The following is a 26,144-nucleotide window of genomic DNA, read 5'->3' as shown; positions in this document are numbered from 1 at the left end:
GTGAATCGCCTCACCTGAAGCTGTTTTGCTGCTTTACTTTGCCAGTGACAAAAATCATATTGCTATAAATTGTGAGCGCATCACAAAAATGCAAAGGAACCTCCAGCATGACAATTCAATCAGGTACTGTTGCCGCCTCTCTGGCAGCGATTCTTGGCCGCCGTGACTGGGAAAACCCGGCAGTCACGCAATTAAACCGCCTGCCAGCTCATCCACCGTTTGCCAGCTGGCGTAATGAACGGGCTGCGCGCGAAGACGCAGTTTCAGAAAGTGTGAAACACCTGAACGGGGACTGGCAGTTCAGCTACTTTACGCAACCCGAGAAGGTTCCCGAAGATTGGCTGGATGCGGACTTAGCGGATGCACAGACTTTTCCGGTACCATCAAACTGGCAAATGCATGGTTTCGATGCGCCGATTTACACCAATGTCACTTATCCCATTCCGGTCACCCCACCGCACGTTCCTGAAGAAAATCCCACTGGTTGTTACTCGCTCACATTTAGTATCGAATCTTCCTGGCTTGAGAGCGGCCAGACACGGATTATTTTTGATGGTGTGAATTCAGCGTTTCACTTGTGGTGTAACGGGCACTGGATTGGCTACGGGCAAGACAGCCGCCTGCCATCGGAGTTTGATCTCAGTGGCGTGCTGCACTCAGGGCAAAACCGCCTTGCGGTCATGGTGCTGCGCTGGTCCGACGGCAGCTATCTGGAAGACCAGGACATGTGGCGTATGAGCGGGATTTTCCGCGACGTGACGCTGCTGCATAAACCCGCCACACAAATCAGCGATGTGCGTATCAGCTCGCAGTTAAACGAAGATTTTAGCCACGCGATATTGCAAGCTCAGGTGGTTGTTAAAGGCAATATCGACAGCGCTGGGCAAGTCAGCTTGCAATTGTGGCACGGCGAAGATTGCATCGGCGAAAAACAGCAAGCCCTCGGCAGTGAAATTATTGATGAACGTGGCGCATATCATGACCGCACGACGTTAAAAATTGCGGTCGCCAACCCGCACCTGTGGAGTGCCGAGCAACCCCACCTTTATCGCGCAGTGGTGACGTTACGCAATAACCTGGGCGCGACGATCGAAGCAGAAGCTTATGATGTCGGTTTCCGTAAAGTTGAAATCCATCAGGGGTTGTTGAAGTTAAACGGTAAACCATTGCTGATCCGTGGCACCAACCGCCATGAACATCATCCGCTAAACGGCCAGGTCATGGACGAACAAACCATGCGCCAGGACATCGTGTTAATGAAGCAGCACAACTTCAACGCCGTGCGCTGCTCGCATTATCCCAATCACCCATTGTGGTATCGGCTGTGCGACCGTTACGGCTTATATGTGGTGGATGAGGCGAACATTGAAACCCACGGTATGGTGCCAATGAATCGCCTGAGTGACGACCCGGTCTGGCTACCTGCGATGACAGAACGCGTCACGCGCATGGTACAACGCGATGTTAACCACCCTTCTATTATCATCTGGTCGCTCGGTAATGAATCCGGGCATGGTGCGAACCATGACGCTCTGTATCGCTGGATAAAATCATTCGACCCCACACGCCCGGTGCAATATGAAGGCGGCGGTGCCAACAGTGCTGCCACCGATATCATTTGCCCGATGTACGCGCGTGTCGACCAGGATCAGCCGTTCCCGGCGGTGCCAAAATGGTCGATTAAAAAGTGGATCGGCATGCCGGATGAAACACGCCCGCTGATCCTTTGCGAATATGCCCACGCCATGGGCAATAGCTTTGGCGGCTTCCACAAATACTGGCAAGCATTCCGCCAGCATCCTCGCTTACAAGGCGGCTTTGTCTGGGATTGGGTCGACCAGTCGTTGATTAAACATGACGAAAACGGTGAAGCCTGGTCAGCTTACGGCGGTGATTTTGGCGACAAACCAAACGATCGGCAGTTCTGTATGAATGGCCTGGTGTTTGCCGACCGCACACCGCATCCGGCGCTGTATGAAGCCCAGCAAGCACAGCAGTTTTTCCAGTTCGCCCTGCATCGTGAAACACCATTGCGCCTTGAAGTGACAAGCGAATATTTGTTCCGCCCTAGCGATAACGAGCGCCTGATTTGGGATGTTTCGCAGGCTGGTGTACTGCTCGCAGAAGGTGAAGTGTTGTTAGATATTGCCCCTGAAGGCACACAGAACCTGGTTTTTGATGCCCTGCCGCCGATAACCCAAAATGGCGACGTGTGGCTGACGGTGAAAGTGCAGCAAATCCACGCTACCGACTGGTGTGAAGCCGGGCATGTTTGCGCCTGGGATCAATGGCAGTTACCGGGCATACTCAGCGGCACACCGCTGCCATTTAGCGGTGAAACGCCAGGGCTTGAAACCAGCCATTGTCATTTCACTATTCGCCTCGGCAAGCACCACTGGCAGTTCAATCGTGAAACCGGTTTATTAAGCCAGTGGTGGAAAGCGCAGCAACCCGCACTGCTGCAACCACTGCAAGACCAGTTCACTCGCGCCCCGCTGGATAACGACATTGGCGTCAGTGAAGCCAGCCGTATCGATCCCAACGCCTGGGTCGAACGCTGGAAAGCGGCGGGCATGTATCAACTGGAATCCCAGTTGCAAAATTGTGAAGCCGAACAACTGGCCAACGAAGTGCTGATCCGCACCACACATAGCTGGCAGCACAACGGGAAAACGCTGTTTGTCAGCCATAAAAGCTGGCGTATTGATTGCGAAGGCACACTGCATATTAGCGTTGATGTTGAGGTCGCTTTTGGCACCCCGCCTCCGGCGCGCATCGGGCTGACTTGCGAGTTAGCGCAAATTGATGCGCCTGTCAGTTGGCTGGGGCTGGGGCCGCATGAAAACTACCCTGATCGCCAGCAATCGGCATTATTTGGCCACTGGCAGCGCCCGCTTGAAGATCTGTATACGCCGTATGTTTTCCCATCCGAAAACGGCCTGCGCTGCGCTACCCAGAGGCTGGAATATGGCGACAACCTTTGGCAGGGGAACTTCCATTTCAATATCAGCCGCTTTAGCCAACAACAATTGCGCGAAACCTCGCATCGCCATTTATTGGTCAAGCAAGCTGGAACTTGTTTAAATCTGGATGGTTTCCATATGGGCGTAGGTGGCGATGACTCCTGGAGCCCGAGCGTATCACCCGAGTTTTGGCTTGATAAAAAACACTATCACTACGCGATAAGCTGGCAGCGCCGCTGATTCCTCGCATCTTCCTCTATGCAGCGCGGGTTTTCCGCGTTGCATTTTCGTAACATTTTTTTCGCGCCCCAACCCCCTTTTTCAAAAAAAGACATTAGCGTCCGTTAACAATCCTGTATAGGATCTAGCGCCCGATTTGCCATGGCGCTGAAGTTATAAAAATGCCAGGCAAATGCACGGGGATCTTTTAACAAGGGAACAGGGTTAACATGAAAGCAACACACAAAACGGAAGCAGAAAAACACGCAGCCAAGCGACGCTGGCTCAATTCTCATGATTCCGGTTATCACAAAGCGATGGGTAATCGTCAGGTACAAATGATTGCCATCGGCGGCGCCATTGGCACCGGTCTGTTTTTAGGTGCAGGTGCTCGTCTGCAAATGGCAGGCCCGGCGTTAGCGCTGGTGTATCTGGTTTGCGGGATCTTCTCTTTCTTCATTTTACGCGCACTGGGCGAGCTGGTGCTCCATCGCCCATCAAGCGGCAGCTTCGTTTCTTACGCCCGTGAATTTCTCGGTGAAAAAGCTTCGTATGTTGCAGGCTGGATGTACTTCGTCAACTGGGCAATGACCGGCATTGTCGACATTACCGCTGTCGCTTTATATATGCATTATTGGGGTGCCTTCGGTGATGTACCGCAATGGGTATTTGCACTGTGCGCACTGGGCATAGTCGGCACCATGAACATGATCGGCGTGAAGTGGTTTGCCGAAATGGAATTTTGGTTCGCGTTAATTAAAGTCCTCGCCATCGTGGTCTTTTTGGTGGTGGGTACTATTTTCCTCGGCAGCGGGAAAATGCTCGATGGCAATACCACGGGTTTCCATTTAATTACCGATAACGGCGGATTCTTCCCACACGGTTTATTACCGGCATTAGTGCTGGTGCAAGGCGTGGTATTTGCCTTCGCCTCGATTGAACTGGTGGGTACGGCGGCTGGCGAGTGTAAAGACCCGCAGAATATGGTACCAAAAGCCATTAATAGCGTTATCTGGCGTATCGGTCTTTTCTACGTCGGTTCGGTGGTTTTACTGGTGCTGTTGTTGCCATGGAATGCCTATCAAGCCGGACAAAGCCCATTTGTCACCTTCTTCTCAAAACTCGGCGTGCCGTATATCGGCGACATTATGAATATGGTGGTTCTGAGTGCTGCATTATCCAGCCTGAACTCTGGCCTCTATTCCACCGGACGTATTTTGCGTTCGATGTCGATGGGCGGTTCAGCGCCTAAATTCATGGCGAAAATGAGCAAGCAGCAAGTCCCTTACGCGGGTATTCTGGTGACGCTTGGAGTGTATGTGATTGGCGTATTCCTGAATTACCTGGTGCCGTCGCAGGTCTTTGAAATCGTCCTTAACGTGGCTTCGCTGGGTATTATTTCTTCCTGGGCGTTTATCGTGGTTTGCCAGATGCGTTTACGCAAAGCGATTAAAGAAGGCAAAGCCGCAGATGTCAGCTTTAAAATGCCGGGTGCGCCTTTCACCTCGTGGCTGACGCTGTTATTCCTGTTCAGCGTGTTAGTGTTGATGGCCTTTGATTACCCGAATGGAACCTACACCATCGCCTCTATCCCATTGATTGCTTTGGTGCTTGTCATTGGCTGGTTTGGTGCACGTAAACGTGTCCATGAACTCGCTCACGATGTTAATAAACACTACGAAGACAACGCCAGCTGACAAAACTTGCGCAAAGGGTGGATGACGCTATCGCTAATCCCCCTGCAACACCTGTTTAGTGGCCTTTGTCAGCCATCTGATAGCCCCATTTTGGGGCTATTTTTTTAGCCTGCCGTTTTTCATCGCATTAACGTTATGTGCCGTTAACACTTTTCAAACATTCATCACAAGTATTAACATATGCACTTGAATGTTCCAGATGGTTCGTCCGGAGCGTAAATGTTCCTACCTGTGAAAATGTCTGATGAAAATTGTGCAACATGGAAAGCTGTCTCTTCCACTTATCTTAGTTCCGGCCCTTTCTTCGTTCGCCCTGCCCGCGCTTGCGGCAGAAGAGACGATGGTCGTGACTGCAACACAAGGCACGATTTCCGAGTTGGATACGCCTGCGGCGGTGAGTGTTGTTAATGGCGATGATATGCGCCAGGCGGCACCGCGTGTAAATCTTTCCGAGAGCCTGGGCAGTGTTGCTGGCTTGCAAGTCCAGAACCGTCAAAACTATGCGCAGGATTTACAGTTGTCGGTTCGTGGTTTTGGTTCGCGTTCCACTTACGGTGTGCGTGGCGTACGCATGTATGTCGATGGCATTCCGGCAACCATGCCTGATGGCCAGGGCCAAACCTCAAATATCGACATCAATAGCGTAGAAAGTATCGAGGTGTTACGTGGCCCCTTCTCCGCACTTTACGGTAACGCTTCTGGCGGTGTGGTGAATGTCAGCACCACTACCGGAACTCAGCCACCAACGCTGGAAGCCAGCAGTTATTACGGCAGTTTCGGAAGCTGGCGCAACAGCATTAAAGCCACCGGTGCAACAGGCGATGGCACACAAGCGGGCGATGTCGATTACGCGGTTTCGGCTTCGCGCTTTACCACTCATGGTTATCGTGACCACAGTAGCGCGCAAAAAAATCTCGGTAACGCCAAATTGGGTGTGCGCCTTAATGAAGCCAGTAAATTGACGCTGCTGCTCAATAGCGTCGATATTGATGCCAACGACCCAGGCGGTTTAACCGAGCAGGAATGGCACGATAACCCCACTCAGGCACCTCGCGCTGAGCAGTACAATACGCGTAAAACCACAAAACAAACGCAGGCCGGCCTGCGTTACGACAGGCAATTAACCGCTAATGATGACCTCAGTGTCATGACCTATGCAGGTGTGCGCGAAACCACTCAATACCAATCGATACCCGTCGCTCCGCAGTTAAACCCAACTCATCCCGGTGGTGTGATTGAGCTGAGCCGCCATTATCAGGGGATTGATTCACGCTGGACGCACCGTGGCAATCTGCTATCTGTCCCAGTGACATTTACCACGGGTCTTGATTACGAAACCATGTCAGAAAAGCGCAAAGGCTATGAAAACTTTGTGGTCGAAAATGGCACCACGGTTTTGGGTGAGAAAGGCGATTTGCGCCGTGACGAACGTAATCTGATGTGGAATGTAGACCCGTATCTACAAACCGCGTGGCAATTCACCGATAAGCTGAGTCTCGATGCTGGTGTGCGTTTTAGTTCGGTTTATTTCGATTCGAATGACGAATACATTACTGCCCGGAATGGCGATGACAGTGGTGACGCGAGCTATCACAAATGGCTGCCAGCGGCGGCACTGAAGTATGCAGTCAACGATGCGTGGAATGTGTATACCTCTGCGGGTCGCGGTTTTGAAACACCGACCATCAACGAACTCTCCTATCGTGATAATGGCCAGGCGGGTTTGAATTTCGGTCTGAAGCCATCCACCAGCGACACCATAGAAATCGGCAGCAAAACCCGGGTCGGCAACAGTTTGTTGACCGCCGCGCTATTCCAGACAGACACCGACGATGAGATTGTTGCCGACCAAAGTAGTGGTGGCCGCACAACCTATAAAAATGCCGGTGAGACACGCCGTCGTGGCATGGAGCTTTCTGCTGATAGCCAGTTAGGTTATGACTGGCGCGTAAAAATGGCGTGGACTTATCTGGATGCAACGTATCGCAGTAACGCTTGTGGGGGTGAAGACAATTGCGAGGGAAATCGCATTCCGGGTATTGCGCGTAACATGGGCTACGCGGCGCTGGAATACGCACCGCCAGAAGGTTTTTATGCCGGTGCTGACGTTCGCTATATGAGTGACATTCAGGCCAATGATGAGAATAGCGAACAGGCGCCTGCTTATACGGTTGCCTCGCTCAACAGCGGTTACAAATTGCGTATTCAGGAACGCTGGCTGTTGGATGTTTGGGGGCGTGTCGATAACTTATTTGATCGGGAATATGTCGGCTCTGTCATCGTCAACGAAAGTAATGGTCGCTACTTCGAACCTGCACCGGGGCGCAATTATGGCGTGGGTGTGAATTTGAGTTACACCTTCTTGTAAGTACAGCTTATAAACAAAAAACGGAACCATTAGGTTCCGTTTTTATTTGGCAAGGAGCTTGATCACTCCATCGTTGCGCCGCCGTTAAGTTTGAAGACCACATTGACAATCAAACCCTGGCCTGGCTTTCCGCTTTCGTAGCGCCATTTTTTCATCGCCATTTTCACTTCACGCTCAAACATATTGGCAGGCGTTGCGGAGAGGATGCTCACGTTACTCACGCTGCCATCCGGGCCAACATCAAACTTCACCCGCACTTTACCTTCAATGCGTAACGCATGTGCACGAGAAGGATACTGTGGCGAATTACGGTTAAGCGCGCGTGGCCCTGTCGCAACCGGAGCGGTAGACGCCACTGGTGCCGTTTTAGCAACCGGTGCCGGACGAGCTGGTGCAGTGTTGGTTACCGCAGTTGCTGGACGGGGTTCAACCGGTTTGGCTTCTGGCTTCGGCTGTTCCACTTTTTTCACCGGCTTTGGCTTAGGCTTTGGTTTGGGTTTCGGCTCAGGCTTATGGATGACGACCGGCGCTTCTTTTGGCGGTTCGGGAATCGGTTCTGGCTCAGGTTCTGCTACCGGCTGCGGAGGCGGTTGCACCACTTCAGGTTGTGGGGGTTCGAGCTCAGCCGGGGTCACCATGGTGACACTGATAGGCTGTGCGGGCGCTGGCAACTCAATAACCTGATGTACCGAGGTATAGAGCAACCCCGCGACAACAGCACCATGTATCACAACCGAGAGAACGGTTGGCCATGGAAAGCGGCGAGGTAAATCAAGGGTCATTGACGTCATAATGGCTTAAGTCTCTTAAACAGGCGTCAATTTTAAATGCAAATAGCAATCATATTCAACAACGCATCGAAGAAAGTGGCTCTTTTTCCTTCCACCTGCAGGTTTTTCCCCCATTCGTGACCGCGATTTAACATCTTGTTTATGTTTCAATTGCAGTCTTTGCGCCATTCACTTACCGTATTTTACAACCCTCATATCAAAAGGAGTGCTGCACGTGCTGTATATCATTTATGCGGAAGATAATGCCGATTCTCTCGAAAAGCGGCTAGCTGTGCGCCCTGCCCATCTTGCACGCCTACAACTTTTACGCGATGAAGGTCGCTTGTTAACCGCGGGGCCAATGCCTGCCGTTGATAGCAATGATCCAGGGGCTGCGGGTTTTACCGGTTCAACGGTTATTGCTGAGTTTGCGTCGCTAGAAGATGCACAAGCCTGGGCCGAGGCCGATCCTTATATCGCCGCTGGCGTCGTTAAACAGGTCGCGATCAAGCCCTATAAAAAGGTCTTCTGATTTATTCTTTAATTCATAAAGGGCACAAATAAGTACTCATCGTATTTTGAAGTGCCTTTTCTTTCTGAATACGACACTCAGAACTTCAACTCTGGGACCAACGCATCGGCATTTTGCATGCATATTTTCCACGCACTCCCCGGTACGTCATTATCCAGAACTGTGGACGTTCTGTACTCAACTGCGCGCAGATTTTCTGTGCCATCGGAGCCTGTCACCACATACTGTAAGGTCGTCCAACGGACGGTAGTTGACATTCCTTTGGCGGTTAATTCGATGGTTTTATTTTTTACTTCTTCTGCACATTGATGCGCGGCGGCATTTACACGTTGGTATTTCTTTTCTTGTGGGGATAAATCATTCTGGGATGCACAGCCTGAAACAAGAACGCCTGTCACGGCAATAACACAGAATTTTTTCAACATGATTCATTCCTTAGGTTACGAAAATCAACCCTTTAGCGGCTTCCCCCTAATAGTAGTCAATGTTATCCGGTTTATTGAATAAATCTAACTGCCGAGCGCAATCATGATCGGCTGACACGGTTCCAATTCACAAGTGTTGCATGAAAATCAAAACAGCAAATTCGTCATGTTTTAGCATTAACAAAATGAGAATTATCCCATCGTTTTTTTGACTTTTCGCCAAGTCATTTCACCTACACTTTATGAGGTAATTACTTTTAATCACTCGTAAGCCTTGAGGATGTAATGATGAAAAATTTACTTTATTTTTCAGTAGCTGCGGTCCTGATAGCCCTTCCGATAACGACCCTGGCTGTTGATACTCTCGCCGATGAAACCTCTTATAACCAACAAAGCGGCACCCTCACAGCAAGGGGGAGCACTATTGAAGAAGTGGAAAACTCCCTTAAAGCAGAAGCAATAAACAACGGTGCATCAGCCTATACGATCACGACCGAGAGTAGCGATGATGGGCAGGTCTACGGAGAGGCGACCCTCTACAAATAACATTGGATAACCAGGAAACATTGTTCAAAGATTCACAAAAGGTGACAATGCGCAGCGTACTGAATGGGTAATTTTAAGTTAATGCTGTTATTGAATTTGTCGGGAAATTTTCATGGATCTTTTTGATGAGTCTTATGAACAACATAAGCAATCGGTGGGAAATCAGGAAGCTCGCTGGAATGCCTGGCTGGCCAGTCACCCAATGGTGTTAGTGGCGGCGGCCACAATAACAGTTCTGATTATTGTACTTGCGATGCATTTCTTCTAAAGGTCGCAGCTAAATGATACTGGGCACCGCGAGCGGTGCCCTTTTCTTTACGACGCCCATTGATCGTGAATAGCAAACAGCAAGGAATTACGCGCGCGGTTTGTCTGGCACTTTCTGATGGCGTGAATGCGCATGTTGCGGCGTGACTGACCTTCCAGCCAACGCGATCTGCGCCGTTGCGTCTGACGAAGCATACGCCACCGTCCGACCTCAGTTCTACTACGCCTCATTTTTACGACTCGGGTTGCATGTAAGACGCGCCATTATAGTGCCTTCTGCCCTACAGACCAGTCGTTTTACGATTATACCCGTCACACTTCAAGCTGTTGGCCCGCTGGCTGCTCGTATTCCCAATTTTGGGTATAGTTTTAGTGTTAACCGCTGGCTGTTGTGCGTAAACTCAAAAGCATACGGTTTCTAAAGGATTTTTGAACGATGACAACCTTCTATACAGTCTTTAGTTGGCTGATAATTTTAGGTTACTGGCTTTTAATAGCCGGCGTGACGCTACGAATTTTGATGAAGCGTCGTGCAGTTCCTTCAGCCATGGCATGGCTTCTTATCATTTATATTCTTCCGCTGGTTGGGATCATCGCCTATCTCTCATTTGGCGAACTGCATCTGGGTAAACGCCGCGCAGAGCGCTCGCGTGCCATGTGGCCATCAACCGCCAAATGGTTGAACGATCTTAAAAGCTGCAAACATATTTTTGCCGAAGAAAACAGCGAAGTGGCGACATCACTGTTCCAGCTGTGTGAGCGCCGCCAGGGGATTGGCGGTGTCAAAGGCAACCAACTCCAACTGCTCACCACGTCAGATGAAACGATGCACGCGTTGATTCGTGACATCCAGTTGGCTCGCCACAATATCGAGATGGTGTTTTATATCTGGCAGCCAGGGGGCTTAGCTGACCAGGTTGCTGAATCGCTGATGGCAGCCGCGCGTCGCGGGATTCATTGCCGATTAATGCTCGATTCTGCGGGTAGCGTCGCGTTCTTCCGCAGTCCGTGGGCGAATATGATGCGTAACGCTGGCGTCGAAGTGGTTGAGGCGCTCAAAGTTAACCTGATGCGTGTGTTCCTGCGCCGTATGGATTTACGCCAGCACCGTAAAATGGTGATGATCGATAACTACATTGCTTACACCGGCAGTATGAATCTCGTCGATCCGCGTTTCTTTAAACAGGATGCTGGCGTCGGGCAATGGGTCGATTTAATGGCGCGTATGGAAGGCCCGGTCGCCACCGCGATGGGGATTGTTTATTCCTGTGACTGGGAGATAGAAACCGGTAAGCGTATTTTACCACCGGCTCCAGACGCGAATATTATGCCTTTTGAAGAGGCGACCGGGCATACCATTCATACCATTGCCTCAGGTCCTGGTTTCCCGGAAGACTTAATTCATCAGGCGCTGCTAACGTCAGTTTATGCGGCGCGTGAATATTTAATTATGACGACGCCTTATTTCGTCCCGAGTGATGATTTGCTACATGCTATTTGCACCGCGGCGCAACGTGGCGTCGACGTGAGTATTATTGTCCCACGCAAGAATGACTCTCTCCTGGTGGGCTGGGCGAGCCGAGCCTTCTTCACTGAGTTACTGGCTGCTGGGGTGAAAATTTACCAGTTTGAAGGCGGTCTGCTGCACACCAAGAGTGTGCTGGTCGATGGGCAATTGAGTTTAGTCGGTACCGTGAATCTGGATATGCGCAGCTTGTGGCTTAATTTCGAGATTACGCTGGTGATTGATGACTCCGGTTTTGCCAGCGATCTGGCGGCGGTACAAGACGATTATATCTCCCGCTCTCGCCTGTTAGACCAGCGTTTGTGGGTTAAGCGTCCAATGTGGCAGCGCGTGGTAGAGCGACTGTTTTACTTCTTTAGCCCGTTGCTGTAAAACGTGGCGCATCAGTATTTAATAAGTGGAACCAGACATGGAAATGGATCTGAACAATCGCCTGACAGAAGATGAAACCCTCGAGCAGGCTTACGATATTTTTCTTGAGCTGGCGGTCGATAACCTCGACCCGGCCGATGTAATTTTGTTTAATCTGCAATTTGAAGAACGCGGCGGTGCTGAGCTTTTTGACCCGGCAGAAGACTGGCAGGAACATGTGGATTTCGATCTGAACCCTGATTTCTTCGCCGAAGTGGTGATTGGCCTGGCCGATACCGATGGCGGTGAAATTAACGACATCTTCGCACGTGTACTGTTGTGCCGCGAAAAAGACCACAAACTCTGCCATATTCTTTGGCGCGAGTAAGCCTTTGTAGGGCGGATAAGCGTTAGCGTCATCCGCCATTTACATCTGACCTACAGCTTAGGTAACGCACTCCCACAGGATTTGCAGAATCGAGCCTCTTCGTCGTGATTGCCTTTATGGCAGTTTGGGCACAAACGGGCATTCCGCTGTTTCTGAAACTCGTTAGTCATATGCGCGGTAATAATCCCAGTTGGGATGGCAATCACCGAGTAACCAATCAAGATAAGAATTGAAGCGACCATGCGCCCCGGCCCGGTATGCGGAGTGATGTCGCCATACCCCACTGTCGTCACCGTCACCACCGCCCAGTACACCGACGTCCCCAGGTTAGTAAAACCGTTTGGCGGCCCTTCAATGCCGTACATCAGGCCACCAGCGACCACCATCACGATGAGAATAAAGGAATAGAACAGAATCAATTGGTGGCGAGCATTAACAATAGCTTGCCATAACGTGTGCAACGTCGGCATGTAGCGCAGCAGTTTGAGTATTCTAAGTACGCGGATTGCACGCATTGCGCGCCACGCAAACACGTAATTGACGCCTATTTCAGGCCACAGCCACAACACGTACAGCGGCAAAATCGTCGCCAGATCGATGAAGCCCCAGAAGCTGAAGACGTACTTTCTGGGGTCAGGCCAACACAGCACCCGCAGAATATATTCCAGTGTGAACAGCAGTGTGAAGCAGATTTCCATGCCCACAAAGAGCTGCCATTCATCGTAGGTCAGATGGTATTGCGTGCCGAGTCCTGACTCGATAAAGACCGCAATCACACTCAGTAAAGCTAATAAGCCGCAGAACGCTTCAAAGCGCCGACCTGAGCGTGTTCTTTGGTCAAAGAGAAGATGGTACAACCGCTGACGGGTAACAGGAATAAGCACGGGCAAGTAACCTCACAAACAAAAAGGGCTGGCATCATGCCAGCCCTGCGAGATTATAACGGGTCTACCTTAAGACAGGAAACGGCATGCTTGAAGCTGCCCTCCAGCACCGGGCGAGTTTTGGCACATTCTGGCCCAGCAATAGGACAACGGGTACGGAAAACACAGCCTGACGGCGGGTTAATAGGCGATGGCAACTCCCCTTCAAGAAGTTGTATCGTTTTGTTTCTTTCCAAATCCGGGTCGGGAATGGGTACCGCAGACATCAAGGCTTTGGTGTAAGGATGCAGCGGGTTGTGGTACACCTCGTCGTAAGTACCCAGCTCAACTGCATGACCCAGATACATCACCAGGACGCGATCTGAAATGTGTTTTACCACCGCCAAGTCGTGGGCGATGAAGATCAACGACAGTCCCATTTCACGTTGCAGTTTTTGCAGTAGGTTCACCACCTGAGCCTGAATGGATACATCGAGTGCCGAAACGGGTTCGTCACAGATGATCAGTTTTGGCTCAAGGATCAGCGCGCGGGCAATCCCGATGCGCTGACACTGGCCGCCTGAGAATTCGTGCGGATAACGGTTGATGAGGTTTGGCAGCAAGCCCACTTTCATCATCATCGCTTTCACACGGTCACGGACTTCCTGACGCGGCATTTTCGGGTGATAGGTACGCAGCGGCTCAGCAATAATATCGCCGATATTCATACGCGGGTTGAGTGATGCCAGCGGGTCCTGGAAAATCATCTGGATGTCGCTGCGCACATCGCGCCACTCGTCCTGATTCATCCCCAGCAGATCTTTACCCAGCCACGCAACTCTGCCTTCGGTGGCTTTGACCAGGCCAATAATGGCACGGGCAAAGGTCGATTTCCCGCAACCTGATTCCCCTACCACACCCAGCGTTTCACCCTCGTACAAACGCAGTGTCACGCCATCAACCGCTTTCAGCGTTTTGGAGGGTTGCCAGAACCACTGTTTGCCGTCTTTGATATCAAAGTGAACTTTAAGATCGGCAATTTCCAGCAGGACTTTTTTATCTTGTGTCACGGCGTTCATACCAACTCCTCCACTGGCTTAAAGCAAGCGCGTAAGCGGCCTTCACCAAATTGTTCCAGCGGCGGAGCCGTGTTGCAGATTTCCATGGCGTGTGGGCAACGTGGCTGGAACGGGCAACCTTTCGGCAGACGTAACAGGTTTGGTGGATTGCCAGGAATGGTCAGCAAAGATTCGCCTTCAGCATCAAGACGTGGAACCGCGTTGAGCAGGCCGATGGAGTAAGGATGAACCGGGTTGTAGAACACGTCGCGCGCCTGGCCATATTCCATAGTACGACCTGCATACATCACCAGCACTTTGTCACAGATCCCGGCGACTACGCCAAGATCGTGGGTAATCATGATGATCGCAGTATTGAACTCACGTTTGAGATCGTTAAGCAGCGTCATGATTTGCGCCTGAACGGTGACGTCCAGCGCAGTGGTCGGTTCGTCGGCAATCAGCAATTTTGGACGGCACAGCAGCGCCATCGCAATCATCACACGTTGACGCATACCACCGGAAAACTCATGCGGGAACATGCGCATACGCTTACGCGCTTCGGGCATTTTTACCGCATCAAGCATACGTACAGATTCTTCAAAGGCTTCGGCTTTGCCCAATTTCTTGTGCAGCATCAGCACTTCCATCAACTGCTCACCTACACGCATGTAAGGGTTCAGTGAGGTCATTGGGTCCTGGAAGATCATGGAAATCTGCTCTGCACGCAGTCGGTTGAGTTGGTTCTCTGGCAGATTCAGGATCTCTTTACCGTTGAATTTAGCCGACCCGCCAATACGGCCATTCGCCGCCAGCAAGCCCATCAACGCAAATGCTGTTTGCGATTTACCGGAACCGGATTCACCTACGATACCCAGTGTTTCACCGGCGCGCAGGCTGAAATTCAGATCGTTTACCGCCGTAACGTCACCATCTGGAGTACCAAAGGTGACGCGCAGATCTTTTACGTCTAACAGCGTAGAAGTCTGGCTCAGTGGAGTCACCACCGCAGGATTTTCAATTGTGCTCATCGCGGCACTCCTTAACGATCTTTCGGGTCGAGGGCATCACGCAGGCCATCGCCGATAAAGTTGAAACAGAACAGAGTGATAACCAGGAAGCCTGCCGGGAACATCAGCAACCATGGGGATACTTCCATGGAGTTGGCACCATCGCTCAGCAATGCACCCCAGCTACTTAATGGCTCTTGTGTACCCAGACCCAGGAAGCTCAGGAAAGATTCGAACAGGATCATGCTTGGCACCAGCAGCGAGGCGTAAACCACCACCACGCCGAGTACGTTTGGCACAATGTGGCGAACAACGATGTTAACGGTAGAGACACCGCCAACCTGGGCTGCTTCGATGAACTCTTTACGTTTCAGGCTTAGAGTTTGGCCACGGACGATACGCGCCATATCCAGCCAGGAAACCATCCCGATTGCCACAAAAATCAGCAGGATGTTTTGCCCAAAGAAGGTCACCAGCAAAATCACGAAGAACATGAATGGGAAGGAGTTGAGGATTTCCAGCAAGCGCATCATCACTGAGTCGGTTTTACCGCCCAGATAACCCGCGAGCGAGCCGTATAATGTGCCAACGACTACCGCGACCAGCGCCGCAGCGACACCCACCATCAGAGAAATACGCCCGCCGATTGCCACGCGAACTAACAGATCTCGACCGGAGGAGTCTGTGCCAAAGTAGTGCCCGGATTCCATATCTGGTGCTGCCGACATCATTCCCCAGTCGGTATCAAAGTAGCTAAACTGCGACAGCATCGGCGCAAAGGCCACGAACAGCGCGATAATCGCCAGAACAATCAAACTGGCAACCGCGGCACGGTTATGCATAAAACGGCGACGGGCATCTTGCCAAAGGCTACGGCCTTCTACTTCTAGTTTTTCACTGAAGTTTTCCAGCGCCTCGCTGTTTTTCTTACTCAACATCATGGCGAACTCCAGTGTCAGTAACGGATTTTTGGATCGATAACGGCGTACAGCACGTCAACAATCGCGTTAAAGAGAATCGTCAGCGCGCCTACCAGAATGGTGAGGCTCAGAACCAGTGAGTAGTCACGGTTCAACGCTCCGTTTACGAACAACTGGCCAATACCCGGTAACCCGTAAATGGTTTCGATAACCATCGAGCCGGTAATGATACCGACAAAAGCTGGGCCCAAATAAGACAGTACAGGTAACAGAGCCGGTTTCAACGCGTGGCGCAAAATAATGCGACGCATTGGCAAACCTTTAGCGCGAGCTGTACGGATGAAGTTAGAGTGCAGCACTTCAATCATTGAGCCACGAGTGATACGCGCGATACTCGCAATATAAGCTAATGAAAGTGCAACCATCGGCAGGATCATGTATTGAATGGCACCGCCGTTCCACCCGCCTCCGGGCAGCCACTTAAGTGTTATCGCAAATATCAGAACCAGTAATGGCGCCACCACGAAACTCGGGATAACAACCCCCGTCATGGCCACCCCCATTACGGCGTAATCCCATTTGGTATTTTGATTCAGTGCGGCGATGACCCCCGCTAAAACACCTAAAACAAGCGCAAAGATAAATGCAGCAGCACCTAATTTTGCCGAGACAGGGAAGCTTGAGGCGACCAAATCGTTTACTGAATAATCTTTGTATTTAAATGACGGGCCAAAATCACCGTGTGCCAGTTGTTTCAAATAACTGAAATACTGTGTCGTGATTGGATCGTTTAAATGATATTTAGCTTCGATGTTCGCCATCACTTCTGGCGGAAGCGCGCGTTCGCTGGTGAATGGACTACCCGGCGCAAGACGCATCATGAAGAATGAAATAGTTATAAGAATAAAGAGTGTCGGAATTGCTTCCAGACAACGACGTAGAATAAATTTCAACATTGCCCGTACCTTCTGGCTGTGCCTTTAGCATGCGATTAAATAAGACACGATGGGGTAAGTCCTACCCTTTTTACCCTAAATAATTCACGGTGCAGGAAGGCAACAAACTCATGAATCCCCAGGAACATAGACAAACTATGTGACTGGGGTGAATGAGCGCAGTTAACGCACCTGCAGCGTGAAGTATGAAGGGTAAAACTTACCCCACGAATTGCCATTAATGTTTGATGATATACATATCTTTAGTATAGATATTATCCATCGGGTCTTTGCCGGTATAACCGCCTACCCATGGTTTCACCAGACGGGCGTTCACGTAGTAATAAACCGGAACGATTGCAGAATCTTTGCCCAACTGCTGTTCCGCTTTATCGTACGCGGCGGCACGTTGTGCTTCATCTGTTGCTTTCAGCGATTCCGCCATGATGGCGTCAAAGGCCGGGCTCTTATAATGCGCGGTGTTCATTGAGCTGCCAGACAACATGGTGTTCAGGAAGGAAGTCGGTTCGTTGTAATCCGCACACCAGCCAGCACGTGCAACGTTGTAGTTGCCCTGGTGACGAGTATCAAGGAAGGTTTTCCACTCCTGGTTTACCAGCTTAACGTTCACACCGAGGTTTTTCTGCCAGATAGAAGCGGCAGCGATGGCCAGTTTCTTGTGCAGATCGGAAGTGTTGTACAGCAGGTCGAAGGTCAGCGGTTTGTCTTTGGTGTAGCCCGCTTCAGCCAGCAATTTCTTAGCTTCTTCATTACGTTTTTCCTGAGTCCATGAGAACCACTCAGGCTTAGTCAGTTTTGCACCGTCAGTATAAGGAGGCGTGTAGCCGTAAGCTGGCAGATCGCCCTGCGCCTTCACTTTATTAACGATGATGTCACGATCCAGGCCCAGTTTCAGAGCGGTACGGACGCGCACATCGTTAAACGGAGCTTTCTGGTTGTTGATTTCGTAGTAATAAGTACACAGATACGGGTCAACGTGTACTTCAGCTGGAATTTCTTTTTTCAGCTTCTGGAACAGTTCGATTGGCAGGTTGTTATATGTCATGTCAATCTCGCCGCTGCGGTAGCGGTTAACATCTGTGACTTCAGAAGAGATTGGCAGATAAGTAATTTGTGAAATAACAGTTTTCGCGTTATCCCAATAATTGGTATTACGCTCCATCACGATACGTTCGTTAACCACCCAGTCCTTCAGTTTGTAAGCACCGTTGCTCACGATGTTGGCAGGTTGGGTCCACTTCTCACCAAACTTCTCAATGGCCGCTTTATTCACCGGGGACATCGCCGGGTTAACCAGAAGTTTGTAGAAGTAAGGAACAGGCTCGCTCAGAGTGACTTCCAGCGTGTGGTCGTCAATGGCTTTTACGCCCAGTTCACTTGGTTTCATTTTGCCGTCGATGATGGCATCAACGTTTACGATATGGCCGTATTGCGGGTAGCTTGCGTATGGGGAAGCAGTATTTGGATCAACCAGACGCTGCCAGCTATAGACGAAATCTTGTGCCGTAACTGGCTCGCCGTTAGACCATTTCGCATCTTTACGCAGATGGAAGGTCCAGACTTTAAAATCTTTATTATCCCAGGACTCTGCCACGCCCGGAATTGGGTGGCCGTCTTTTGGAGAGGTAATCAGTAAGCCTTCAAACAGGTCACGGCTCACGTTTGACTCAGGAACACCTTCAATTTTGTTTGGGTCCAAAGACTGTGGTTCAGCACCGTTATTGCGAATCAACGTTTGCTTTTCTGACAGTTGAACACCGGCAGGAACTTCGGCCGCCATGGCCACATTGCCTACGATTAGCGCGGATAAAATGCTTGCTGCTACCAGACTTTTTTTTGTGATGATGGACATTGTGTTGATACTCCACTCATTATAATTACCGACCCGAAAGCCAGCCTCTTCCCCTCAGGGGTTCCTTTACAGTGCAAGAGCGTTATGCAACTGCCAGGCTTTATTTTTTGTCTTACTTGCTATCACCGACTTTATTTGGGGGATGCTCTTTATGGCACCCTGCTCCGTCGATTCTTAATCAACCTACCCTGTACTGAGGTTGATTTTGATGAGTCATCTGTAAATGAAACATTTTTCAGATAATTGTGTTGTCCGGAAAGTATCAAAAGCACCTAATTCCCGCCAATACAATTTGCAAATTTGTTAACCATTTCTCTTTTATCTATCCAGAACGTCGTCTGGAAAGATGCTGCATCAATGCATTTTGTCGAGTTAACACGCTAAAAAATAAAGAAATTGCAGTGTTAATCTGGCTTGTTCTGTTGCAACATGAACACAACACACTAGCGTTCACATAAAATTAACAATTGGTTATTTTTTAGCACATTCATCTGCAAGACAGCTTGATTAACTAATATCATCTCAATAAAGCTGCAGCAAGCATCATTGTGTAGGGTTAGTTAAATAACGATTTGATTGTTAACTTTATGTACAACGGACAAATGCCGGGGCCGCTAATATACGGTTTCCAAAGCATTTTCTTATGAATGGTTTTCTAGTGAAAAGAACAGCAGCGCTTATGATTCAAATCAGTTGGTGGGAATTTAACAAAAAAAAGCAGAATGGTTATTCTGCTTTTTCATATGTAGCTTTCAGCAGAACTAACTTAATAATCCTGGGAAAATGGTTTTCAGACCAGTCACAATAAATTCAATACCCAGAGCCATCAATAACAGACCCATTATACGGGTAATAACGTTAATCCCCGTTTGCCCTAACAGGCGCACTAGCAAAGGAGCTAGACGGAAAACTAACCAACAGCAAAAAGCAAAGAGCGCAATGGCAATCGTAAAACCGATTAAATAATTCCAGCTGTGGTATCGCGTGCCCCAGACAATAGTCGAACTGATTGCACCAGGACCTGCCATTAATGGAAGAGCTAACGGAACGACGCCTACGCTTTCGCGAATAGCACTTTCTGATTTTTCTTGTTTGTTCTGTTTATCTTCACCCAGTTTACCGCTGATCATCGACATCGCAATGGTCACCACCAGAATGCCGCCGGCAATTCGGAAGGAATCAATTGATATGCCGAATAATTGGAGGATACCGTCACCGAGGAACAACGACGTCCATAAAATAATCGCTACTGACAGGTTGGCGGTAAGGTTTGTTTTATTCCTCGCCAACGCGGTTTGGTAGCTGGTCATGCTGATAAACACGGGAATGATCCCAACTGGGTTTACCAGCGCGAACAAGCCAATAAAGAACTTAAAATAGGTTGGCAAATCAAATAAGGATTGAGCCACTAAAAACTCCGCAAATGAACGTAGCAAAGGCCGCGGTAATGTAATGGAAAACCAGTTCTGGCGCTACGCCCTTTCGCAGCATAGATAACTACTTTTATGCGCAATTGCGATATTAAACAATATTGTTACTCACTTGTTGAAAATATGGTAGTTTGTTTTAGCTTTGCTGTGACAAGAATTTTAAAGACTTATCAATAACCTGAATCTGTCATGCTGAATGGAGTCAGCCTTAGGATAATGTGATGCAAGTCACAAAAAACCCACTCAGAAGTGAGTACTCTTGGAAACATCTGAAGAGCGTATGATTCAGACCATGAATAGGTTTTTTCGATAAGGCTCTTTTAGTAAATCAGCAAGATGTTTTGGGAAGTTTTTGGATAGTCGTGGCCCTCTTCTACGCAAGCTGTTGCCCGCTGACTATACTGTCGACTCGAGCAGCTCATTTACTAAAAGAGTTTAAACATTATCAGGAGAGCATTATGGCTGTAACTAATGTCGCTGAACTTAACGCACTTGTAGAGCGCGTCAAGAAAGCCCAGCGTGAATATGCCAACTTTACTCAAGAGCAAGTTGATAAAATCTTCCGCGCCGCCGCTCTGGCTGCCGCTGATGCTCGAATCCCTCTCGCGAAACTGGCCGTTGCCGAATCTGGCATGGGTATTGTTGAAGATAAAGTGATCAAAAACCACTTTGCTTCTGAGTATATCTACAACGCCTATAAAGATGAGAAAACCTGCGGTGTGTTGGATGAAGACCACACCTTCGGGACTATCACTATCGCTGAGCCAATCGGTATCATCTGCGGTATCGTGCCAACGACTAACCCAACTTCAACGGCTATCTTTAAATCTCTGATCAGCCTGAAGACTCGTAACGCGATCATCTTCTCTCCACACCCACGTGCAAAAGACGCGACCAATAAAGCCGCAGACATCGTTCTGCAAGCTGCTATCGCTGCTGGTGCACCTAAAGATCTGATTGGTTGGATTGACCAGCCATCTGTCGAACTGTCTAACGCTCTGATGCACCACCCAGATATCAACATGATTCTGGCAACCGGTGGTCCAGGCATGGTTAAAGCAGCATATAGCTCCGGTAAACCAGCAATCGGTGTTGGCGCAGGTAACACCCCTGTTGTTGTTGACGAAACTGCCGACATCAAACGTGTTGTTGCTTCTATCCTGATGTCTAAAACCTTCGACAACGGCGTAATCTGTGCTTCCGAGCAATCAGTTATCGTTGTTGACTCTGCATACAATGCAGTACGCGAACGTTTTGCATCCCACGGCGGCTACATGCTGCAGGGTAAAGAGCTGAAAGCTGTTCAGGACATCATCCTGAAAAACGGCGCATTGAACGCCGCTATCGTTGGTCAGCCAGCAACTAAAATTGCTGAACTGGCAGGCTTCACTGTACCGGCTGACACCAAGATCCTGATTGGTGAAGTTAGCGTTGTTGACGATTCGGAGCCATTCGCTCACGAAAAACTGTCTCCAACTCTGGCTATGTATCGTGCTAAGAGCTTCGAAGACGCTGTTGTTAAAGCTGAGAAACTGGTTGAGATGGGCGGCATCGGCCACACCTCTTGCCTGTACACAGACCAGGACAACCAGCCAGAGCGCGTTAAGCACTTCGGCGACAAAATGAAAACTGCACGTATCCTGATCAACACCCCTGCTTCACAGGGTGGTATCGGTGACCTGTACAACTTCAAACTCGCGCCTTCCCTGACTCTGGGTTGTGGCTCATGGGGTGGTAACTCCATCTCTGAGAACGTGGGTCCTAAGCACCTGATCAACAAGAAAACCGTTGCTAAGCGAGCTGAGAACATGTTGTGGCATAAACTTCCGAAATCTATCTACTTCCGCCGCGGCTCTCTGCCAATCGCGCTGGACGAAGTGATTACTGATGGTCACAAACGTGCGATGATCGTTACCGACCGTTTCCTGTTCAATAACGGCTATGCAGACCAGATCACTTCTGTTCTGAAAGCAGCTGGCGTTGAAACTGAAGTATTCTTCGAAGTAGAAGCGGATCCAACTCTGACCGTGGTACGTAAAGGTGCAGAGCTGGCGAACTCCTTCAAACCAGACGTGATCATCGCGCTGGGCGGCGGTTCACCGATGGATGCTGCGAAAATCATGTGGGTTATGTACGAGCACCCAGAAACTCACTTCGAAGAACTGGCGCTGCGCTTCATGGACATCCGTAAGCGTATCTACAAGTTCCCGAAAATGGGCGTAAAAGCGAAAATGATCGCGGTTACCACCACTTCCGGTACTGGTTCAGAAGTGACCCCGTTTGCTGTTGTAACTGATGATGCAACTGGTCAGAAATACCCGCTGGCGGACTACGCTCTGACTCCAGATATGGCAATTGTTGATGCCAACCTGGTGATGGATATGCCTAAGTCCCTGTGTGCTTTCGGTGGTTTGGATGCCGTGACTCACGCACTGGAAGCTTACGTTTCCGTACTGGCTAGCGAATTCTCTGACGGTCAGGCTCTGCAAGCACTGAAACTGCTGAAAGAAAACCTGCCAGCATCTTACAACGAAGGCGCTAAAAACCCAGTTGCTCGTGAGCGTGTACACAACGCTGCGACCATCGCCGGTATCGCGTTTGCTAACGCCTTCCTGGGTGTGTGCCACTCAATGGCGCACAAACTGGGTTCACAGTTCCACATTCCTCACGGTCTGGCGAACGCCCTGTTGATTTCCAACGTTATCCGCTATAACGCGAATGACAACCCAACCAAGCAGACTGCATTCAGCCAGTATGACCGCCCACAAGCGCGTCGTCGTTATGCTGAAATCGCAGACCACTTGGGTCTGAGCGCACCGGGCGACCGTACTGCTGCTAAGATCGAAAAACTGCTGGCATGGCTGGAAAGCATCAAGGCTGAACTGGGTATTCCTAAGTCCATCCGCGAAGCAGGCGTTCAGGAAGCTGACTTCCTGGCTCACGTTGATAAACTGTCTGAAGATGCGTTCGATGACCAGTGTACCGGTGCTAACCCGCGTTACCCACTGATCTCTGAACTGAAACAGATTCTGATGGATACCTTCTACGGTCGTGATTATGTAGAAGAAGGTAGCGTGCCAGCATCGACTGCAAAAGAAGCTGCTCCAGCAGCTAAAGCTGACAAGAAAGCGAAGAAAACCGCTTAATTGTAAAGCCTAATAAAAAACCCGCCTCGGCGGGTTTTTTTATGTCTGCTTTTCAAATTCGCAATGTACAGCCCTTCACGAAGACCAGCGGGAAAGACTAGCCTTCCCCTCGCTTTTATTTTTTATGCGCTCTGGATGCCCTGCAGAGAGCCTTTTTGTAGCGCTTCTTTATAATGCTTGCGGCAAACCGACACATAACGTTCATTGCCACCAATAACCACTTGCTCACCCTGGTTATATGGACGGCCTTCCTGATCAAGTCGCAACACCATACTGGCTTTGCGACCACAGAAACAAATAGTTTTTAATTCTACTAGCTTATCTGACCACGCTAATAAATAGCGGCTTCCGCCAAATAATTCGCCCTGAAAATCAGTACGTAATCCATAACACAGTACGGGAATATCTAATTCATCCACCACGTCTGATAACGCTAGTACTTGATCGCGTGTCAGGAACTGGCATTCATCCACCAGAACACAATGCACGGCATCACGCTGATGCTCTTCACTTATTTCATTGAATAATTGGGTTGAGCCATTGTAGAGCTTAGCGGGCGACGATAATCCAATACGTGAACTCACCTTCCCAGAGCCAAACCGGTTGTCAATTTCTGCGGTATACACCAGCGTACGCATCCCGCGCTCTTGATAGTTGTATGAGGATTGCAGTAATGCCGTGGATTTACCCGCATTCATTGCGGAATAGTAAAAGTAGAGTTGTGCCATTGGTCAGCTAGCCTGAGTTAAAATGTAAATATTATTAACACGGATTATATCATAAGCCGTTACAGAGTTATCGTTGCCTGAGGTTTGTAAGAAAAAATTCTGTATTGTTCTTCTGATATATAAGTAGTAGAGCAAAATGGTTGTTATGCACCTGATGTTTGAAGTTCGTCACGCTGCACTTAACTTACGGAGTTTTCAGCATTTTCATTGCTATACGATGGAACTCATTGAATCCCTAATAATAATTATCTATTAAGAATATCCACTGTTTAGGACAATAATACCAAAGGTTGATATTTCACCATTAATGCGGTCACACCTCAATTTAGAGCCTCAACAACCCCTGTTACTATCAGGGTTGTTGTTGAAAAAGTGAGTTATCCACGTTTTGTTTTCCCGCCGTATGAAGCAAAATTTAAGTTAATGTTCTTTTATAAATCGACAAAATATTATGGAATTTTGAATTCCTTACATTCCCGCCTATTGCAGAAGTTAATTTAAGCCTCTATTATTAGCCCATCAAGCCAACCATCAATATAAGATTGAGATTACTAAAATGAGCGAAGCACTTAAAATTCTGAACAACATCCGTACTCTTCGTGCACAAGCTAGAGAATGTACTCTGGAAACGCTGGAAGAAATGCTGGAAAAATTAGAAGTTGTTGTTAACGAACGTCGCGAAGAAGATAATGCTGCTGCTGCAGAAATTGAAGAGCGTACTCGTAAACTGCAACAATACCGTGAAATGCTGATCGCTGACGGCATTGATCCTAACGAATTACTGAATAGCATGGCTGCTGTTAAATCTGCAGGCAAAGCAAAACGCGCTGCGCGCCCAGCTAAATATCAGTACATCGACGAAAACGGCGAAAGCAAAACCTGGACTGGCCAGGGCCGTACTCCAGCAGTAATCAAAAAAGCAATGGAAGAACAAGGCAAGAAACTGGAAGACTTCCTGATTGCCTAATTTTCGCTTTTAGTGCTGCTTATTAAATCCCGCTTCGGCGGGATTTTTATTTGTGTGTAATGTTTTTTTAAATTATGCCGAAAGCAGTATCCACAAAAAAGGAAGCCTGAGCTTCCTTTTTCATTTTACAAACTAATCACGGTGTCAGCTGACTTTATAGAAAGCCTTATACCAGTCTACAAAGTTCTGTACGCCATCGTTTACTGATGTCTGTGGCTTGAAGCCGATAACATCATACAGCGCCTGTGTATCCGCACTGGTCTCCAGCACGTCACCAGGCTGCATAGGAAGCATGTTCTTGTGCGCAACTTTACCCAGTGAGGTTTCCAGGGCCGTAATATAATCCATCAGCGTCACTGGGTTGCTATTACCGATGTTATATACACGATACGGCGCTGAGCTAGTTGCTGGCGTTCCCTCTTCTACCGTCCATTGTGCATCAGCTTGTGGAATGACGTCCTGTAAACGCACAATCGCCTCAGCAATATCATCGATATAAGTAAAATCACGACGCATTTGTCCGTGATTGTAAACATCAATACTCTTCCCTTCGACAATCGCACGAGTAAATTTAAATAACGCCATATCCGGGCGCCCCCACGGACCATAAACGGTAAAGAAACGCAAACCCGTCGTTGGCAATCCATATAAGTGCGAGTAGGTATGTGACATCAACTCGTTGGCTTTTTTAGTTGCCGCATATAAAGAAATTGGATGATCGACACTGTCATCCGTGGAGAACGGGAGTTTACGATTCAGGCCATATACTGAGCTTGAAGACGCATATAACAGATGCCCGACTTTATTATGGCGGCAACCTTCGAGCACATTTAAATGCCCTACCAGATTTGAATCCGCATAAGCGTGAGGGTTATCGATTGAATAACGAACACCAGCTTGCGCAGCAAGATGAATCACACGATCGAATTTCTCAGTGGCAAATAATTGCGCCATACCATTACGATCGGCGAGGTCAATTTTTTCGAAACGGAATGATGAATGAGGAGCAAGGCGATCAAGACGAGCTTGTTTGAGATTGACGTCATAATAGTCGTTCAGGTTATCGATACCGATAACCTGGTGACCGGCGTTGAGCAGACGTTCACTAACATGGAATCCAATAAAGCCTGCGGCGCCGGTAACCAGAAATTTCATACAACCCT

At 49.1% G+C, this 26,144-nt stretch carries 22 protein-coding genes; 10 read left to right on the top strand and 12 right to left on the bottom strand.

The features are described 5' to 3' along the window. Positions 1–107: 107 nt before the first annotated feature. From D8682_RS26145 to pqqU, 3 genes are all read left to right on the top strand, one after another. Positions 108–3,203, top strand: coding sequence for a beta-galactosidase (locus D8682_RS26145; protein WP_121815565.1), 3,096 nt, complete (start codon positions 108–110; stop codon positions 3,201–3,203). Positions 3,204–3,412: 209 nt separating this feature from the next. After that, entirely contained in the window at positions 3,413–4,879 is a 1,467-nt protein-coding gene (ansP, locus tag D8682_RS26140; protein ID WP_064547296.1) for an L-asparagine permease, read from the top strand. A 244-nt stretch (positions 4,880–5,123) separates the two neighbouring features. Then, on the top strand, positions 5,124–7,247 hold the full coding sequence (pqqU, locus tag D8682_RS26135) for a TonB-dependent receptor PqqU (protein WP_121815564.1): 2,124 nt from the start codon (positions 5,124–5,126) through the stop codon (positions 7,245–7,247). 62 nt (positions 7,248–7,309) lie between these two features. Here the strand turns inward: pqqU and tonB are convergent, their stop codons facing one another. Then, on the bottom strand, positions 7,310–8,029 hold the full coding sequence (gene tonB, locus D8682_RS26130) for a TonB system transport protein TonB (protein ID WP_064547300.1): 720 nt from the start codon (positions 8,027–8,029) through the stop codon (positions 7,310–7,312). Positions 8,030–8,252: 223 nt separating this feature from the next. Here tonB and D8682_RS26125 point away from each other — a divergent pair, with 223 nt between their 5' ends. Continuing rightward, on the top strand, positions 8,253–8,549 hold the full coding sequence (locus tag D8682_RS26125; protein WP_064547302.1) for a YciI family protein: 297 nt from the start codon (positions 8,253–8,255) through the stop codon (positions 8,547–8,549). Between the two features lie 77 nt (positions 8,550–8,626). Here D8682_RS26125 and D8682_RS26120 read toward each other — a convergent pair whose 3' ends face one another. Next, positions 8,627–8,974, bottom strand: a complete 348-nt coding sequence (locus tag D8682_RS26120) for a hypothetical protein (protein ID WP_064547305.1) — start codon at positions 8,972–8,974, stop codon at positions 8,627–8,629. 288 nt (positions 8,975–9,262) lie between these two features. On the opposite strand from D8682_RS26120, the gene D8682_RS26115 reads away from it, so the two are divergent. Both D8682_RS26115 and D8682_RS26870 read left to right on the top strand, forming a co-directional pair. After that, on the top strand, positions 9,263–9,520 hold the full coding sequence (locus D8682_RS26115; RefSeq protein WP_064547307.1) for a DUF1471 domain-containing protein: 258 nt from the start codon (positions 9,263–9,265) through the stop codon (positions 9,518–9,520). A gap of 112 nt (positions 9,521–9,632) precedes the next feature. Beyond that, positions 9,633–9,788, top strand: coding sequence for a hypothetical protein (locus D8682_RS26870; protein ID WP_157092958.1), 156 nt, complete (start codon positions 9,633–9,635; stop codon positions 9,786–9,788). 47 nt (positions 9,789–9,835) lie between these two features. On the opposite strand, the gene D8682_RS26110 is transcribed toward D8682_RS26870, so the two are convergent. Beyond that, on the bottom strand, positions 9,836–10,018 hold the full coding sequence (locus tag D8682_RS26110; RefSeq protein ID WP_074388575.1) for a YciY family protein: 183 nt from the start codon (positions 10,016–10,018) through the stop codon (positions 9,836–9,838). Between the two features lie 205 nt (positions 10,019–10,223). Between D8682_RS26110 and cls the strand changes: the two genes are divergently transcribed. Both cls and D8682_RS26100 read left to right on the top strand, forming a co-directional pair. Beyond that, entirely contained in the window at positions 10,224–11,684 is a 1,461-nt protein-coding gene (gene cls, locus D8682_RS26105) for a cardiolipin synthase (RefSeq protein ID WP_121815563.1), read from the top strand. 37 nt (positions 11,685–11,721) lie between these two features. Continuing rightward, a complete protein-coding gene (locus tag D8682_RS26100; RefSeq protein WP_034455830.1) occupies positions 11,722–12,051 on the top strand; it encodes an HI1450 family dsDNA-mimic protein in 330 nt (109 codons plus the stop codon). Positions 12,052–12,101: 50 nt separating this feature from the next. On the opposite strand, the gene D8682_RS26095 is transcribed toward D8682_RS26100, so the two are convergent. The 7 genes from D8682_RS26095 to D8682_RS26065 form a co-directional block, all read right to left on the bottom strand. Next, positions 12,102–12,929: an ion transporter gene (locus D8682_RS26095; RefSeq protein WP_370090887.1), complete on the bottom strand. Its 828-nt coding sequence runs from the start codon at positions 12,927–12,929 to the stop codon at positions 12,102–12,104. A gap of 59 nt (positions 12,930–12,988) precedes the next feature. Continuing rightward, positions 12,989–13,993: a murein tripeptide/oligopeptide ABC transporter ATP binding protein OppF gene (gene oppF, locus D8682_RS26090; protein WP_064547313.1), complete on the bottom strand. Its 1,005-nt coding sequence runs from the start codon at positions 13,991–13,993 to the stop codon at positions 12,989–12,991. Beyond that, positions 13,990–15,003: an ABC transporter ATP-binding protein gene (locus tag D8682_RS26085; protein ID WP_064547315.1), complete on the bottom strand. Its 1,014-nt coding sequence runs from the start codon at positions 15,001–15,003 to the stop codon at positions 13,990–13,992. Before D8682_RS26085 ends, oppF begins: the two co-directional genes overlap by 4 nt. 11 nt (positions 15,004–15,014) lie before the next feature. Continuing rightward, positions 15,015–15,923: an oligopeptide ABC transporter permease OppC gene (gene oppC / locus D8682_RS26080; RefSeq protein ID WP_064547317.1), complete on the bottom strand. Its 909-nt coding sequence runs from the start codon at positions 15,921–15,923 to the stop codon at positions 15,015–15,017. 14 nt (positions 15,924–15,937) lie between these two features. Further along, a complete protein-coding gene (gene oppB / locus D8682_RS26075) occupies positions 15,938–16,858 on the bottom strand; it encodes an oligopeptide ABC transporter permease OppB (protein WP_064547319.1) in 921 nt (306 codons plus the stop codon). Positions 16,859–17,075: 217 nt separating this feature from the next. Then, complete coding sequence (gene oppA, locus D8682_RS26070) at positions 17,076–18,710, bottom strand: oligopeptide ABC transporter substrate-binding protein OppA (protein ID WP_121815561.1); 1,635 nt, start codon at positions 18,708–18,710, stop codon at positions 17,076–17,078. A 761-nt stretch (positions 18,711–19,471) separates the two neighbouring features. Further along, on the bottom strand, positions 19,472–20,119 hold the full coding sequence (locus tag D8682_RS26065; protein ID WP_064547324.1) for a YchE family NAAT transporter: 648 nt from the start codon (positions 20,117–20,119) through the stop codon (positions 19,472–19,474). Positions 20,120–20,598: 479 nt separating this feature from the next. Between D8682_RS26065 and adhE the strand changes: the two genes are divergently transcribed. After that, positions 20,599–23,286 carry a bifunctional acetaldehyde-CoA/alcohol dehydrogenase gene (gene adhE, locus D8682_RS26060; RefSeq protein WP_121815560.1) on the top strand — a complete coding sequence of 896 codons (2,688 nt, stop codon included), beginning with the start codon at positions 20,599–20,601 and terminating at the stop codon, positions 23,284–23,286. 122 nt (positions 23,287–23,408) lie between these two features. On the opposite strand, the gene tdk is transcribed toward adhE, so the two are convergent. Then, on the bottom strand, positions 23,409–24,014 hold the full coding sequence (tdk, locus tag D8682_RS26055; RefSeq protein WP_064547328.1) for a thymidine kinase: 606 nt from the start codon (positions 24,012–24,014) through the stop codon (positions 23,409–23,411). A 556-nt stretch (positions 24,015–24,570) separates the two neighbouring features. On the opposite strand from tdk, the gene hns reads away from it, so the two are divergent. After that, the gene (gene hns, locus D8682_RS26050; RefSeq protein ID WP_034494985.1) at positions 24,571–24,981 is read left to right on the top strand and encodes a histone-like nucleoid-structuring protein H-NS; all 411 of its coding nucleotides are present in this window, start codon (positions 24,571–24,573) and stop codon (positions 24,979–24,981) included. A 144-nt stretch (positions 24,982–25,125) separates the two neighbouring features. Here hns and D8682_RS26045 read toward each other — a convergent pair whose 3' ends face one another. Next, positions 25,126–26,136, bottom strand: a complete 1,011-nt coding sequence (locus tag D8682_RS26045; RefSeq protein WP_064547330.1) for an NAD-dependent epimerase — start codon at positions 26,134–26,136, stop codon at positions 25,126–25,128. Positions 26,137–26,144: the final 8 nt, after the last annotated feature.

Origin of the sequence: Buttiauxella sp. 3AFRM03 (genome assembly GCF_003675305.1) — a bacterium.
Taxonomy (GTDB): Bacteria; Pseudomonadota; Gammaproteobacteria; order Enterobacterales; family Enterobacteriaceae; genus Buttiauxella; species Buttiauxella ferragutiae.
Note: the sequence above shows the minus strand (reverse complement) of the source record. Positions and strands in the feature narration are given on the sequence as shown.